Genomic DNA, 14,807 nt, shown 5'->3' on the forward strand with positions numbered 1-14,807 from the left:
TTAAATAGTTGTTTGCAATTAGGCCGTATAATCGTGAGTGTTACACGATGATTTCATAACACCCAATAATAATTAACAAGATACATCCTAGAAAATTGGAGTACTTTCCAATCCATGATTTCGCAACCCTACTCCCCAGTCGAATGCCAATGTCAACAGATAATAGGGAAAAAAGGCCAACCGAAATTGCAGTTAGTAATGGAGGAACCCCGCTGGCACCAGCACCTAAACTACTTGCAATGCAATTGATAGCGAGTGCAAAGCCTAGTGAAATCGATTCGGCCCATGATATAACGCGGTCATTATTTTTATCGGTTTTGTCAGCCAAACAATCAGGTGCATTATTGTTGTCAATAAATTCAGCATTACCAACCAAGTTTTTGCCTGATACTACGGCAGAGCGAATCCCCCAAATGCCAAGGAGTATGATAACAATACCTCCGGTTAAGTTACCCCAAAACGGAGAGACAAAGTGAGATAAAAACAATCCTGCGGACATTGCCAGATACGTAGCAGCCATGGATAACAAAGTAATGAGAATATTAGAAAGCAGTGGTACTTTAATTGAACGGGCTCCAAATGTTACGCCTATTCCTAAATTGTCTATATTTGCAGCAATTCCGATAATGACAATAGAAAACCAGTGCATTTCTTTGCCCCCAATGCATTTATAACGGTTAAATTAACCTATGCATGAATTCGCCTAGATGATACAGGAGAGTCCTGGGGTTAACAAGTCGTACTCGAATCCTCAAAAAAACCAAACCCCCACCTTAATATCAAGATGAGGGGTTTGGATCCAATTGCCACATCAATAATTCGTTATGGATACACGACGAAAGCATCGACATCCATGTAATAGTCCGTCGATGAAGCGTGCTTGTCGCTTCGTAAACGTAGCTCCAGCGTATGCGAGCCTGGAGTAAGCCCTTTAATCTCGAACAGAATCTGTTGCCTGCTCCATGTGCTCGAATACGTGTCCACCGTCCGTACAAGCGTGCCGTCAATGTAGACGTCCGTGATGCCATGGTCAACATTGGTCCCGCCAATCCACTGCACACCCGTTCCTTGGAAGGTAAATTCCGCCTTGTCACCCGGTGCATTCGTATAGTGGACGCTCTCATTCATATACCCAGCAGAAGTATTCGAAACCCACGATCCGGTATAAACGATCTCTGTTGCACTGTCATCCTTGCTCGTGTAAGGAATGCGTACAAAGGAATCCACATCGCTGAAATAGTCAGAAGAAGAAGCATTCTTATCGCTTCGAACCTCAATCCGGAGCGTATGTGTGCCATAGGAAAGTCCTCCTATGGCGAATAGAACCTGCTGCTTCTTCCATGTCGGCGAATAGGTATCGACCGTTTTTTTCCATAAGCCATCCATATAAACGTCTGCTTTGCCGTGATCGTTATTCATAGAGCCGATCCACTCAATACCTGATCCAGTAAATTCGTACTCCATAGAAGAACCCGCTATATTGGAGTAATGCACCGTATTCTGCTCATAGCCTGAAGACCGGTTCGAAATCCATCCTGCAGAGTAAGAGGCACTTGCAGAACGATCGTCTTCACGCGGATAGCTGCCTAAGGAAGCATACTTAAAGGCATCAATGTCCGTATAATAATCGGATGAGGATGCATTCTTATCGCTTCGCACCTGGACACGAATCGTATGCGTCCCTCTGCTTAGTCCCGTACGGGAATACAGAACCTGCTGCTTGTGCCACGAAGACGTATAGGTATCGACGGTACGATCGTAGACACCGTCTATATAAACATCCGCCTTACCATGGTCATTATTGGTAGAGCCGATCCATTGCACGCCCGTTCCATTAAACTTAAATTCCGCATAACTGCCCGCAACCGTGGAGAAGTGAAAATTTTGCCTCCAATACCCATCGTTCGTATTATTCAGCCAGTTGCCCGAGTAAGACACTCGCCCCGTTGCGCTGTCATCGACCGGCGTCCATGCTTCAGGAGCAGCAGGCAGATCGCCCGAGCTAACCAACTGAATATAGTCGAGATAGAGCGGTTGGCCACTGTCGCTCTCCGCCTGGAAAGCTATCGTATGTGTTCCCGCACTTAACGAAATAGTCTCGACTTCCGTCTCCAGTTTTCGATAATACGTTGTGCCGAAGGATATATTTTTCAGCTTAGTCCCATCGACCTTCAACGCCACATTGCTTAGGGTCGAGTGCTGACCGTTGCCATAAGTATAACGCGTATATAGCTTGTACTCCCCTGTTTCTGGTACGTGAATATTAAAGGTTGTAGAGGAACCGGTTGCTTGCAGTCGAGCATAGCCCGATCCGCGATAATTAATCAGATCCGTGCTCCCGGATATCGCGCCTCCTCCAAGAGTCGCCGCCTCGCTTTGATAGACAGCCCCTTCCAAATCGGGATTATCCGTCTGCAGGAACGCGAATGCGGCATGGTCAACCATCAATTCCGGACTTGCGTCTCCAGAGTCAAGCTTTAGCGTGAAGCTATTATTCCCCTCATTGAGATAATAGACTCGGGCATCCTCGGTCCATGACCCCCAGAACTGCTCAGTACTCGTTACCGGAGCACGCGTCTGCTTGACACCGTTCACATAAACGCTAATTTGCCCTTCGCTCGAATTCGTGTTGGCATATTTGAAGCTTATAATGTGATAACCCGATTGAACGGCATTCAATTGGAATGTAACGCCATCCCCCACATTCGTAAATCCGGTGCGGTAACCTCCGCCGGTATAGCCGGATTTTATCGAAGCGGTCATGACACCGCCAAGTGCCGTCGCATTCTCAGCCTCAATCGTTGTTTTGGGCGATTGAGTAAGATAAATCGGCATATAATGAAACTCGTACGTGCTTGGCTGCGTCATGGCATCGCCCGATGCGAACGCCCACATCTTCTGCCCATTGTTGCGCTGATACGCTTGAGTGACTGCAAAATGCGTCAACCCGGCTGTCGTGACCTTCGTAAACTGATGATCATACACCTTTGTCCATGGTCCCCACGGATGCGGCGCTTCAAGCACCCAGAAAGGAGAAGGCGTCTGATCCCACGACATCATGCTCGTCATGACATAACGCTGTAATGCCGCATTATAGACAGGCCAGCCAAAAGCCAGCTTTCCAACGTCGGTATATATCGGAGTTACATCGTCGACGTTGGCAGACCAATTCAAGGCAAGAGAACCATCCCCGCCGATCCCGCCCTTGTAAAATTCAAACTTCGTTGCGTCAAGCGATGGCAGATCCGTTCGCTTCACCCTCATTAAGTAGTAATGGTCGCGGTAATAAATGTGGTAGGGATTGACTATCGTGGCGGAGTCATCTCCGCCAGATGGCGACAGCATGTAGACATATTCATCGGAACCGTCCACTGCCGGCGATGGAGCGATACCGCCGGGACCATATTGATAGAAGCTAGGCCAGCCGAACTTCGTGCCGAGTAAAGCGGCAGAATTCGCGCTGGTCGTCCACGTCAAACCGCCGTCCGTTGATTTGCGGAGCACCGGATTGTGGAAGGCCACTATGCCGTTGGGCGGAGCGAAGCTCCAAATATAGAGAACGCCGTCAACTTCATAAGGAGAAGAATGGTAGCCGTCAGCCGGATTATCTACTGTGAGCTCGCCGTCCACGTAATCGCTTCCGCGAAAAGCCGACGGATCCTCCGGTACGCCTTGCAGACGGAACATGCGAGAGTTAAGGAAGCTACGCATACCATAATCGCCGTCCCATATCCCGATGCCGTCGTCATGCTGTCCAAGCACAGTGCCGTCAGCAGTTACAGTCGCGCTCCATGTATCCCCCATACTTCTTAAGCCGGCTTGCGAATCATAGTAATGAACGTCTCCATAGGCTACCATCGTGATAGGTTGTTCCTGCTGCTGGGCAGCCGACTTGTCCGGTGAGACAGGCCATAACGAAATCGTAAGAACGACAACCAATGCTAGCTTGCATAACCGCTTAAGTGACCGGACGGGGTGAACACTTTCATTGATGTTCAACATAGGATAAACCCTCCCTGAATCAAATAAATGCTAAATTGGCCGCCTTCCCGATAATCGGGCAGCAGTCAGGATATCTACCGCTCCACCAAGACCATAAATGTCCGTGGGGATAGCGTCTCCACTCCGTTCGATTCTGCTCCGCCTGCCTGCTGCAACATATACCGGTCGAATGTCCGACACGGTTCACCATCGTTGACTGCGTCTAGGCCTACTCGCACACGCAGGTACTCCTTGCTTTGATTGCCCAGCACAATGGCACGTTTGCCGTTGCCTCGATGGACGAATACCGTTGAGAGCAGCTCACCCTCGCCCTGCAAACGCTCGATCTGTAAACCGATCGTATCGCGGAAGATTCCTTCCCATAAATACTCTCGAAGCGAGCGCCGTAATTCGTTAGCTGCCTGACCATACGCAACCGTGTCAGGAATATCGGATAGCCGCCCCTTAAAGTTGTACGGCTCGTAGTTTAGTACATACCCATAAGCGATGCACTGATGCACCATCTCCCTGTCGTCCCAACCAGTCAAACAGGTTGCCATCATCATATCCGGATCCATGAACTTCCATGCCGGCGTGTGGCTCTTCTCCCAGCCCGACCAGCCGTCATTCGTTCTCACGTAGTTGACGCCATAAAAAGGAGTCAGATAGTCGTTCGGCCCTTCTCCCGCCATAAGATATTGAGGATTGGCTTCTATCGCCATCGCGCGGAATTCACGGGCAAGCTCCACCGAACCGGCGGAATTGCATGCACCGTAACGGTGTCCGTGCGCTCCGCTGAAGCAGAGTAGACGATCGTCGCTCGTTAACTCGTCATATAGCATCCCGCTAGAGCCCAGCTCCAATATTTTGGCAAATTCTCTCTTGGCGATATCCCGAAGCGAAGCGGACGAATGGCAGAGCATCGCACCTGTGCGGCGGCCAGCACCGTTAAGTTGTTGAACAACCGTCTGGTAGGCGTAGCCTTGGAAATAGACATCGTCCCCATACATATCCTTCATCGTCAGAGGCTGCAATTCTTCGCGGAACCCCAATGTCGTGCGATCGGCCCACTTAAATTTGCACATGAGCAGTACGCGAATACCGACATCCTGCTCAATAACCCTGATCATCTCCCGAAATTGTTCATGTGATCCTAGTAGCGGATTGACGTCCTGATACGGCTCATCGCCATCCTGTCCTCCGCGTGTCCAGCCGATCAGCTGCAATACCCCGACTCCATTTACCTTCGCTTCCCGTGCCACGGTAATGATATCGTCTAATGTATAACGATCGCAGCCCTCTGGCGAGTCCACATGCAGCGTCATCCATGCATCGATGCCGCTCACCCATGACGGTCGTAGATATTGCTCTGCATCACTCGAACGCCAACTCGCATAAGTCTGAATGCCTTCGTGCCATGATCCGGCGTACATCCGCAAGACCATGGGCGGCAACGTTACCGTTTCTCCTGCTTCCACGAACGGCAAGCGAATGGCGCTGACCGTAAAGCCGGCAGGCTTGCCGCCAATCTCATCGCTATCCGCTATCCGATTATGCAGACTGTCCGCATACCCTGGTTTAAACTCATGCAGGAAGCTGACCACACTAGGATGATTGCTATGCTGGCCTATATAGATCCCTTCACTCTCCGCCTGTAGCAGGACGAACGGCAAAATAGATCCGTTATCCGGCGATGTCGTCAGGAAGCCAGGATAATCCGAGCCCCAATATCCGATCTGATTCGTCATGTTAGGCCCAAGCTCTACCTCCTTGAAGCCACCGACCATCGTAACCGACAAAGAACGGAGTGGATTTCCTCCACGCGGTTCTCTCAAGCCGCCAAGATAGGGCATCCATACCTCCTCAATCCGATATGGAGATCCGTTACGCAACATCAGATCAAAGGAGACAGCATCTCCTGCGAGTCGAATCGTCAGCTCTGCATCAATATCAAGTATCCCTGACTTGTCGCCCATAAGGCCCTCCCACGTCAATCGAAGTGCGTTGCCATCTATACGTTCCGCACTCGTCAAAGCTTGCTTCTCAGGCAGCACTCGGTTGTTACGGTGGCGTTCAATGGGCACGAGCATCCGAAGACCTCCTGCCAGCTTGGGCTGACGAATAACCTGCCATCCCGTCAATTTGTTACGAAGGCCGGTCAATGCTCCCGTACCTGAATCGAAGAACAATTCTATTTCGTTATTTTCAAGAAAAATCATCGTACAATCGTTACTCCTTCCGTTCCTTTGACTATACCTCGGTTGCATCACCCTTTAAGGGCTCCGGAAGTCAAACCGCTAATGAATTGGCGTTGAAATAGGATAAACATAAGCACAAGCGGCATCGTCGTAATGGTCAACGCCGCGAATAGTTTGTTAAAGTCCATTAGCCCCCACTGACCTTTGAAGCTCGTCAAAGCAAGCGTTACCGTCCGCAAGTCAGGATTGTTCAATACCGTCAGCGCTAGCGGGAATTCGTTCCAGATGTTCATGAACTGGAAGATGACCACCGTAGCAAGGCCCGGTCGTGACAGAGGAAACAGAATGGACACAATCAGACGCAGTCGACTGCAACCATCAATAGCTGCGCTCTCCTCTAGTTCGAACGGGATTGTCCTCAGAAATGCGGTCATTAGAAAGATACTGATCGGCAATCCTGCCGCAATATAAGGCAAGATGAGGCCAAGATGACTGTTATTAATGCCGAACAATACATCGATGCGATAGAGCGGAATGAGTATAATTTGCAGCGGAAGCAGCATCGTGGAGACGAACAACATCATGAGAAAGCCGCGTCCTGCAAACCTCATTCGCGCCAGCGCATAGGAAGCCAAATAGCAAAAAGCAACGATCAGCAGCAAGCTGATAAAAGTAATAAACAACGTATTGTATAACGCCGTACCGATCTGTCCGACTTTCCAAGCGGACTGGAAGTTATCCCAATTCCACTGATCGGGGATAATACGCCATGGAGAAGCATACATACCCTGCAAATCCCCAAGTGACAGACGAATCATCCACAACAAGGGATAAAGCACTGTAATCGAATAGAGCGAGAGCAACAGTATGCGAAGGACCGCTGTCCCGCGTGCGACGCTTGCCATTGAATGTATGCCTCCTTGTCTGCTAGGCCCGTTCGGAGCGATTAACGATTCGGATATGAATCGCGCTAATAATGACGATAATGACGAACAAGGCAAAGGCGATGGAAGTCCCGTAGCCATAATCGCTCGATGAGCCGAATGCCTTGTCATACATCATCGTGAGCAGCACCGATGTACTCTTGTATGGCCCGCCCTGCGTCATTGTATAGACGATATCGAATACATTAAACGCGCCCATCGCGGCAATCGTCACATTAAGCAGCAGCGTCGGACGCATGAGCGGAACCGTTACATGCCACAGGCTCCGCCAGCGGGCTGCCCCGTCCACCGATGCCGCTTCGTAAATATCCTTCGGAATGCCTTGCAGACCGGCGAGAAAAATAATGGCGTGATAGCCTGTCCATTTCCACACATCGACCATCATAAGAGCGATTAATGCATAATGAGGCGATCCGAGCCACTGAATCGGATTCATCTCTTCATTCAGACCGAGCCACCCTAACATGACATTCATAAGCCCGAAGTTGGGATTAAAAATCCACTGCCAGAGAATACCGACGACGACGAACGATAGAACGACCGGTATGAACATGATGGTTCGGAACAGGGTTACTCCGCGGAATGCGCCGTGAAGCAACAGTGCAAGTACGAACGACAGCACGATCTTCACCAGGACCGTTCCGAAGGCATATTGAACGTTATGACTCAAAGCAGCGTAAAACTCCGGATCGCTGAACAGCCTCGTGTAATTGCGTAAGCCGACAAAGCTCATAGGACCGAACCCGTTCCACTTGCTGAGCGAGATCATGAATTCGTAGCCAAGCGGAATAAGAATAAATACGGAGAACAGCACAAGCGCCGGCAGTAGCAACAGGTATGCCGCCAACGTATTGCGGACGGATTTGGACATGAGTCAGCCTCCTGCGGTGGGGATGACGAGCCCGCAAGCAAGCTCATCATCCCCAATTGCATTATTTCGTTCCGTTAAAGTCGTAACCATTCTTAACCAGCCCATCGAATACATCTTGAATTTTCTCCATCGCTTCTTGGGCGCTGCTCGCCTCGCCAACGACGGCTTGAATTTGGAATTGAAACTCCTGAACGACTTCCTGTGGCCAGAACCAGTCCAGGAACGTTGCAGTTACAGGAAGGTGCTCAGCCTGCAATTGCTTCACGAGCGGGTCATCCTTGACGGCCGAGTTCTTGTTCGATGGTAGGGCGACACCGCTATCCACACTGTTGTACAGAGCATTGACCTTATCTGAAGTCATGTACTCAATAAACTTAATGGCCAGGTCCCGGCGTTCAGGCGCTACTTCGGCGTACAACCCGATGCCGTCTCCTCCGGAGCCGGTCATTTCTGCCTTTACACCCGACTTGATGATCGGGAACAACGTAACGCCAAGTTTATCTCCTAGCTGTTGCTCGAAATTACCCAGTTCCCAAGTTCCGCCGTAGAACATCGCAGCCTTGCCCGATGCGAACAATGCTTTACCTGCATCGGAATCCGCTCCGTTAACACCTGGTTGGAATATCCCGTCCTTGCCGAATTGTGCTAGCGCCTCCATTGCTGCTACGTAAGCTGGATCCGTGAATTTGGCATTCCCTTGCAGCGTCTCGTAGGTAAGCTGCAGAGAGTTGTTGTCCGAAGTCTGTGCGAGAGTCTCGAAGTACCACATTGGATACATGAATTTGCTCGCGCCACCGAAGGCAATTCCGTGAATGCCGTTCTCTTTGAGCTTGCTTGTTACTTCCACGAGCTCCTCATAAGTCTTGGGCACAGAGAGCCCATACTGTTCGAATATTGCCTTGTTATAGAAGACTGCGCTCGTCGTCGCAGCGTTCCAAGGGAGTGCATACAACTTGCCGCTATAGGTGTAAGCGTCAAGAGCACTCTGATTGAACCGGCTTGTCGGATCAGAGATTGCACCGGACAATTCAGCCAGCATCCCTCTGCTATACAGCGAACGGACATATTGACCGTTCGTCATAATCACATCGATTGGATCCCCGGCGGTAGCCGATACAGTAAGCTTCTGCAGGAAATCGGCCGACTTCGTGGTCACGAATTGAAGCTCGGCGTTGTTCTCCGCCTTAAAATCCGCGAACAACGTTTCAACCTTAGCCGGATCGGACAACGTATTCGTATCGTCGTAGGCATAGACGGTTAGCTTCTGCTTCTCTCCAGACGGTTGCGTCGCGCTTGAAGACGAAGAGGACGATGAGGCGACATTGGAACTGGACTTATCTTTATTATTGCTGCCGCAGGCAGCAATAACGGAGACTACAACTAACATCAATAAAAGTGCAAACGATTTTGTACTTTTCATTTGGTGTACCCCTCCATATAGTCTCTGATACTTGTCTTCATACGATAGTTGGCTCATAGTTTCGGAAGCAGGCGACCGGTAGCCTTGCCTCTCCAATGGTTTGACAGCGCTATCATTGCAGTGTACGTTTTCATAGTAACAAGGTCGATAGAATAAAGTAACCTCGAATCTTGTTCTAATAACTCAATAATCCTGCTTACAGTATTTTGACAATGTGTGCTAAGATAATTCAAAAATAAGGAATAGTTAGCCAGGAGGCGAACACGATGGCCAATCATAGCGTCCACGACTTCAAAGCCGATTTTTTCCACTTCATGTCGCCACCTATTCTCGTACTTAGCGGCAATCTACAAAATGAGTTTTACTGGAACATTCCACCCCACCGACACGAGGATTACAGCGAAATCATCTACATCTCTGAAGGCGAATGCGAGTTTATCATCAACAATCGTCGCTATTTGGGGCGGCAGGGTGATACCGTTATTTTTAACAAAGGAATCTATCATCAGGAAATGTCGTCCAAGGATCAGCCGCTCAATACCTATTATTGCGCCGTAGGTAACCTTCATATTGAAGGTATGGAACCCGGCTTTCTGATACCCGGTCATTTGGACCCGATCATCCCGAAGAATGCCTTGTCGCCTCAAGTCCATTATTTGATGAATGAAATCTTTCGGGAATGCAAAGAGCAGGAGATTGGATATCGATCGATTGTTCACAATTTTCTGAATTCACTTGTGCTGATTCTTCTGCGAATGATTCAGGAGAAATACAAGTTGCATTTCCTGACCAGTACCTATACGACGGCGAACATGATTCGAGATTACCTGGACGAAAATTTCATCAAGGATGTCAGTCTAGCGGATCTCTCTAAGAAGTTCTTTCTCAGCCAACACTATATCTCGCATATTTTCAAAGATGAGATTGGCGATTCTCCAATCAACTACATGATTACACGCAGAATGGATGAGGCGAAAAAGCTGCTGCTAACCTCGGATCAGACGATTGCGGATATTGCAGGGCAGGTCGGTTACGACAATCCCAATCACTTCAGTATGACGTTCCGAAGGATAACCAACCTGACCCCAGGAGAATATCGCAAAAAAATCAAAGGCAACATTATTACTTTCTAACCCACTGCACAAACGCTGATGGTCAGTCGCCGTAGGTAACGCCGCTAACGAGCATAATGTTGGAATACGGCATGCATTCGCCGCTGCGAATAACCGCGCGTGCAGAATGAGACAGTTCCTTAAACGACGTATGAGGCACGACCTTTGCTTCTATGCCAGGCAGGGCTTCGATCATTTCGGCATAACGATCCGGCGAGACATCCAGCGTCTCGCGCGCCACTATAACTTCTTCAACACATAGCTCCGACAGCACTGTTCGCAGCACGTCAAGGAAGGGTGCCATACCCGGTGTCAGCGCCAGATCAATCCTCTCGACTCCTTCGGGAATGGGAAACCCTGCATCGCATACAACAAGCGTCTGATAATGGCCCATCGATGCAATGACTCGGGAGATATCGGGATTCAACAATGGGGTTTTCTTCATCGGCCGCGTCCTCCTTCAAAGTGAATTGCACCTTCATTATAGGAGTGAGCAACGATGCTTTAGAATGAGAGATCTTGCTAAGTTGCTGCAACATATTCAATATCTTGCGATCGAGAATGCGAAGATGACCACTCGTTGAGGAGGATGAAAATCATGCAAATTTCATTCAAGGAACGGGAGCTTCATTTATTCGATTCTAGCATGTCCCCTGTGCTTCTATACGCCGGTACTGTCGCTAAGGAGCCCTCTTGGGGATTCCCCATGCATCAACACGAGGAATTGTGCGAAATTATATACATTAGTAGCGGCGCAGGCCGTTTTGTTATCGGCAATCACACGTATGAGGCGAAAGCCGGAGACGTACTTATCTATAACGGAGGCGTGCTGCATGAAGAACATTCCGATCCTGAACGCCCGCTGCTTACTTACTTTTGCGGCATTGGGCGTCTTAAGATCAAAACTCTTCCAGCGCATTGCCTCATAGCGCCAAATCAATGTCCGGTCATTCCGACCGGAGACTGCGGAAGGCTGATCGAGAACCATATCCGTACCCTCTTCGAGGAGCTCCAGCAGCAAGAATACGGCTTTGAGACAGTATGTCGAAATGCCCTAATTTCTCTGATTGTCACTGTACGTCGCCTCATCGGCATACAGTGTGAAGAAGCCTCTTCTGCGGGAACGGACAGTTCGCTTGGGAGACGGATCAAGGCCTATATCGATTCGCATTTCACACATGACATTTCACTGAACGAGATCGCAAGCCGACTCTATATCAGCCCTTACTATTTGTCGCACATTTTCAAGGAGGAAACCGGCGACTCGCCCATCAATTATCTGATTCGACGACGGATTGGCGAAGCAAAGCGACTACTGCTGACGACAGAACGAAGCGTAGGAGAGATTGCGGAGGCGGTAGGCTATGTCAACGTCAATTACTTCAGCACACAATTCAAGAAGGTAACCGGACATTCACCAACCGAAACCCGTAAATCGCAGCCATCAAAACCATCAGAAACACCGCTACCCGCAAATTTAACATAAGCCGAGAAGGAACGGGCGTGGATCGGTCGAGTTAACTCTCAGAAGATGTAACTCATAGTCCGGAGGGAATGAATCTTGTGAAAGCGATTATATGTACAAAATATGGCCCGGCGGAAGTGCTTCAACTAAAGGAAGTAAATAAACCTTCCCCCAAGCGCGACGAAGTGTGCATTAAAATTTGCGCTTCCGCCGTAACCGCTAGCGACATCTATATTCGCAGCTCTCAATTGCCGCTCCGGTTTCGGATTCCGATGCGTCTATTCCTCGGCTTCACCAAACCGCGAAAATCCATTATCGGTATGGTGGTAGCAGGGGAAATCGAAGCCGTAGGCAAGGATATCACACGATTTCGAGCGGGAGATCAAGTTTACGGGGTGACCGGCTTTGGACTTGGCGCTTACGCACAGTACAAATGCATGAAAGAAACGGACTCCATGCATGGGTGTCTGTCGCTAAAGCCTGCCAATATAAGTTACGAAGAGGCAACTGCTGCCGCATATGGCGGACTCTTGGCTTTGCAGCGTATAGAGGCAGGAAATATCCAACGCGGACAGCACGTTCTTATTTACGGGGCTTCGGGGACTGCCGGAACTCTAGCCGTCCAGTTGGCCAAATATTACGGCGCTCAAGTTACCGGAGTGTGCAGCACGCGGAACTTAGACTTTGTTAAAGCATTGGGGGCCCACAAGGCGATCGATTACACCCAGAGCGATGTCGGCAATCTCACGGATCATTACGACTTCATGCTCGATACGGCGGGAAAAGCCAAACGGTCGCCAACAAAAGAGAGATGCATGCAAATGCTACGCGCAGACGGAAAATATATTTCCATCGATGATGGAAAATTAGAGTTGAAAGCGGAGCGCCTCATGAAGATCAAAGCATTGATCGAGGCGGGGCATATTAAACCTGTTGTCGATCGCATCTACCCCATGGATCAAATTGTAGAAGCGCACGAATATGTAGAACAAGGGCGCAAACGAGGCGGGGTAGCGATTACCATCGAGCATACGATTACCATCGAGCATACCGACTAACAAATACTCCAATTATCCCCACCAAACATAGTACGTACCAAGCATCAGTTTGAGCTCCTCCATCGTTGCTGGAATATCCTGCGAGGTTTCCGCGATCGAGAGCGGCTTAATATTCGCCTGTTATCTAGCGGAAGCCGATGACTTGCCCGCTTTGGCCGGTGCGGAAAAGTAACCCCTTTCGGCGGGTGAGACGGGCTTTAGTTGCGGTTCCCCCATTGTGATCTCCGAGTACTCGTTTCGGCTTTCAACCGAGCAGTCCCGGCGGTATCTTCCCTCCTCCAGCTTCATGTCGATAAAATCGACGACCTGTTGCAGCGAGGCGATTTGGCTGACGATATTTTCACGGTGGTTCCTTAAGCTATCCACCAATTCGGGATATTCCGCAGGATCAGCGTCGGCGGAGACCGCCAGAAATGGCCGTATTTCCTCCAGTGACATCCCGGTTTTTTTCATACAGGATATTAAACGAATCGTATCGATGTCCCTCTGACGGTAAACGCGATGTCCGTTGGCCTTGCGGTCCGCTCGGGGAAGCAGCGCGATCTTCTCGTAATAACGGATCGTATCCTCGGAAATTCCGATGGTATCGGCGGCTTGCTTTATCGTAAAAGTTAGCTCTGCCTTCATCTTGATCCCTCCCAGAAATGGCTTTGTTCGTTCATTATACTTCTTGGAGCTGACTCCAAGTCAAATCTCCTCCTTGACTTGGAGCCGACTCCAAGTTATAGAATGTGCGCTATCAAGAAAAACACCCCACTTTAGGAGGAAACGCACAATGAATGCGAACAAACGCAAAAATATTGCCCTGGTTACGGGGGCAAGCGCCGGGATCGGATTGGAATTAACGCGGAAATTGCTATCGGAGGAATGGCAGGTGGTTGCTTTGAACCGTTCCGACTTTCCGAAGGAGGATACAAAAATTCAAAAAGCGGTTATGAACGGATGGCTTCGAATTTATAAAACAGCGGATCTCACGGATTATGACAGCTTGAGAGGGACTTTGGAAGAGATCAGAAGCAAGGAGCGGCGGATCGATATTTTGTTTAACAACGCCGGCGGAGCCTTTCATGAACTAAGCTATTCGAAGCAAGGACGCGAGAAGCATTATGAGCTGCTGACGGTCGTTCCATATCTCATTCTTATGGAATTGAAGGAACTCTTAAAAAACGGAAGCTTAAAGACAGTAATCAACACCTCCTCTTCAGCGCTGAAGCATGTGAAAGAGTTTAATCTCGAAATTCTGGAACGCCCCAAAACCTTCCGCAAACTGTTCGGTCCTTATGCCGCTTCAAAGCTGGCGCTTTCGTTGTGGACTCAGGCTATAGCGCCTCAGCTTGCCCAAGAGGGCATTAAAATCCGCAGTGTTGATCCGGGTGGCAATAACACATTAAGAAAAGGAAAGAAATCCGGACTTCCTATCGTGGTTAGCTTACTAATGAAGCTGTTTTTCTCTCCGCCAACCCATGGCGCGAACCTGTTGTATGAGGCAGCCCTCAGGGAACATCGTCATGAGACGGGCGTGTTTGTGCTGAAAGGTCGGATTGCGCAATTAAAATTTATCGATCAAGCGGTGAATGTTCTGGAAAGGATTCATGAGGTCTACGAACACGAATTTCTTGGCAGCGCTCCTAAGGTCGTCTAGCGGCACCTGCGCAATCGGCAAGCCTAACCGCCGAACGCGGTTGCCTGCATGCGGGGCATATGCGGACCGAAAAGTGCTGCAACTGTTTTCGTCTTCAGAGGGCTGTGACAGCCTGC

The 14,807-nt window shown here is 49.5% G+C and carries 12 protein-coding genes; 4 read left to right on the forward strand and 8 right to left on the reverse strand.

The window, feature by feature from the left end; translation table 11 throughout:
- Nucleotides 1-40: 40 nt before the first annotated feature.
- The 6 genes from DFP98_RS30320 to DFP98_RS30345 form a co-directional block, all read right to left on the reverse strand.
- Nucleotides 41-649: a manganese efflux pump gene (locus DFP98_RS30320; protein WP_116064385.1), complete on the reverse strand. Its 609-nt coding sequence runs from the start codon at nucleotides 647-649 to the stop codon at nucleotides 41-43.
- Between the two features lie 173 nt (nucleotides 650-822).
- Nucleotides 823-4,002 carry a CBM35 domain-containing protein gene (locus DFP98_RS30325; protein WP_116064386.1) on the reverse strand — a complete coding sequence of 1,060 codons (3,180 nt, stop codon included), beginning with the start codon at nucleotides 4,000-4,002 and terminating at the stop codon, nucleotides 823-825.
- Between the two features lie 74 nt (nucleotides 4,003-4,076).
- A complete protein-coding gene (locus DFP98_RS30330; protein WP_116064387.1) occupies nucleotides 4,077-6,200 on the reverse strand; it encodes a DUF6259 domain-containing protein in 2,124 nt (707 codons plus the stop codon).
- 47 nt (nucleotides 6,201-6,247) lie between these two features.
- A complete protein-coding gene (locus DFP98_RS30335) occupies nucleotides 6,248-7,084 on the reverse strand; it encodes a carbohydrate ABC transporter permease (RefSeq protein ID WP_181918032.1) in 837 nt (278 codons plus the stop codon).
- A gap of 22 nt (nucleotides 7,085-7,106) precedes the next feature.
- Complete coding sequence (locus DFP98_RS30340; protein ID WP_116064389.1) at nucleotides 7,107-7,994, reverse strand: carbohydrate ABC transporter permease; 888 nt, start codon at nucleotides 7,992-7,994, stop codon at nucleotides 7,107-7,109.
- Nucleotides 7,995-8,055: 61 nt separating this feature from the next.
- Nucleotides 8,056-9,414 carry an ABC transporter substrate-binding protein gene (locus DFP98_RS30345; protein ID WP_181918033.1) on the reverse strand — a complete coding sequence of 453 codons (1,359 nt, stop codon included), beginning with the start codon at nucleotides 9,412-9,414 and terminating at the stop codon, nucleotides 8,056-8,058.
- A 266-nt stretch (nucleotides 9,415-9,680) separates the two neighbouring features.
- Between DFP98_RS30345 and DFP98_RS30350 the strand changes: the two genes are divergently transcribed.
- Nucleotides 9,681-10,547, forward strand: a complete 867-nt coding sequence (locus DFP98_RS30350; protein WP_116064391.1) for an AraC family transcriptional regulator — start codon at nucleotides 9,681-9,683, stop codon at nucleotides 10,545-10,547.
- A gap of 22 nt (nucleotides 10,548-10,569) precedes the next feature.
- On the opposite strand, the gene rbsD is transcribed toward DFP98_RS30350, so the two are convergent.
- A complete protein-coding gene (gene rbsD, locus DFP98_RS30355) occupies nucleotides 10,570-10,971 on the reverse strand; it encodes a D-ribose pyranase (protein WP_116064392.1) in 402 nt (133 codons plus the stop codon).
- Between the two features lie 144 nt (nucleotides 10,972-11,115).
- Between rbsD and DFP98_RS30360 the strand changes: the two genes are divergently transcribed.
- Both DFP98_RS30360 and DFP98_RS30365 read left to right on the forward strand, forming a co-directional pair.
- Nucleotides 11,116-12,012 (forward strand): helix-turn-helix domain-containing protein, encoded by an 897-nt coding sequence (locus tag DFP98_RS30360; RefSeq protein ID WP_116064393.1) that lies wholly within the window; start codon nucleotides 11,116-11,118, stop codon nucleotides 12,010-12,012.
- A gap of 77 nt (nucleotides 12,013-12,089) precedes the next feature.
- A complete protein-coding gene (locus DFP98_RS30365; protein ID WP_116064416.1) occupies nucleotides 12,090-13,049 on the forward strand; it encodes an NAD(P)-dependent alcohol dehydrogenase in 960 nt (319 codons plus the stop codon).
- A gap of 120 nt (nucleotides 13,050-13,169) precedes the next feature.
- On the opposite strand, the gene DFP98_RS30370 is transcribed toward DFP98_RS30365, so the two are convergent.
- Entirely contained in the window at nucleotides 13,170-13,676 is a 507-nt protein-coding gene (locus tag DFP98_RS30370; protein WP_116064394.1) for a MerR family transcriptional regulator, read from the reverse strand.
- A 148-nt stretch (nucleotides 13,677-13,824) separates the two neighbouring features.
- On the opposite strand from DFP98_RS30370, the gene DFP98_RS30375 reads away from it, so the two are divergent.
- Nucleotides 13,825-14,691 carry an SDR family NAD(P)-dependent oxidoreductase gene (locus DFP98_RS30375; RefSeq protein ID WP_116064395.1) on the forward strand — a complete coding sequence of 289 codons (867 nt, stop codon included), beginning with the start codon at nucleotides 13,825-13,827 and terminating at the stop codon, nucleotides 14,689-14,691.
- Nucleotides 14,692-14,807 lie beyond the last annotated feature (116 nt).

Source organism: Cohnella phaseoli, from assembly GCF_003386235.1.
GTDB lineage: Bacteria > Bacillota > Bacilli > Paenibacillales > Paenibacillaceae > Cohnella > Cohnella phaseoli.

Bases quoted from the DNA above. Each gene is read 5' to 3' on its own strand.
- DFP98_RS30340 (WP_116064389.1), bottom strand. From the start codon at position 7,994: ATGTCCAAATCCGTCCGCAATACGTTGGCGGCATACCTGTTGCTACTG.
- DFP98_RS30360 (WP_116064393.1), top strand. From the start codon at position 11,116: ATGAAAATCATGCAAATTTCATTCAAGGAACGGGAGCTTCATTTATTC.
- DFP98_RS30375 (WP_116064395.1), top strand. From the start codon at position 13,825: ATGAATGCGAACAAACGCAAAAATATTGCCCTGGTTACGGGGGCAAGC.
- DFP98_RS30335 (WP_181918032.1), bottom strand. From the start codon at position 7,084: ATGGCAAGCGTCGCACGCGGGACAGCGGTCCTTCGCATACTGTTGCTC.
- DFP98_RS30320 (WP_116064385.1), bottom strand. From the start codon at position 649: ATGCACTGGTTTTCTATTGTCATTATCGGAATTGCTGCAAATATAGAC.
- DFP98_RS30370 (WP_116064394.1), bottom strand. From the start codon at position 13,676: ATGAAGGCAGAGCTAACTTTTACGATAAAGCAAGCCGCCGATACCATC.
- DFP98_RS30330 (WP_116064387.1), bottom strand. From the start codon at position 6,200: ATGATTTTTCTTGAAAATAACGAAATAGAATTGTTCTTCGATTCAGGT.
- DFP98_RS30345 (WP_181918033.1), bottom strand. From the start codon at position 9,414: ATGAAAAGTACAAAATCGTTTGCACTTTTATTGATGTTAGTTGTAGTC.
- rbsD (WP_116064392.1), bottom strand. From the start codon at position 10,971: ATGAAGAAAACCCCATTGTTGAATCCCGATATCTCCCGAGTCATTGCA.
- DFP98_RS30350 (WP_116064391.1), top strand. From the start codon at position 9,681: ATGGCCAATCATAGCGTCCACGACTTCAAAGCCGATTTTTTCCACTTC.
- DFP98_RS30325 (WP_116064386.1), bottom strand. From the start codon at position 4,002: ATGTTGAACATCAATGAAAGTGTTCACCCCGTCCGGTCACTTAAGCGG.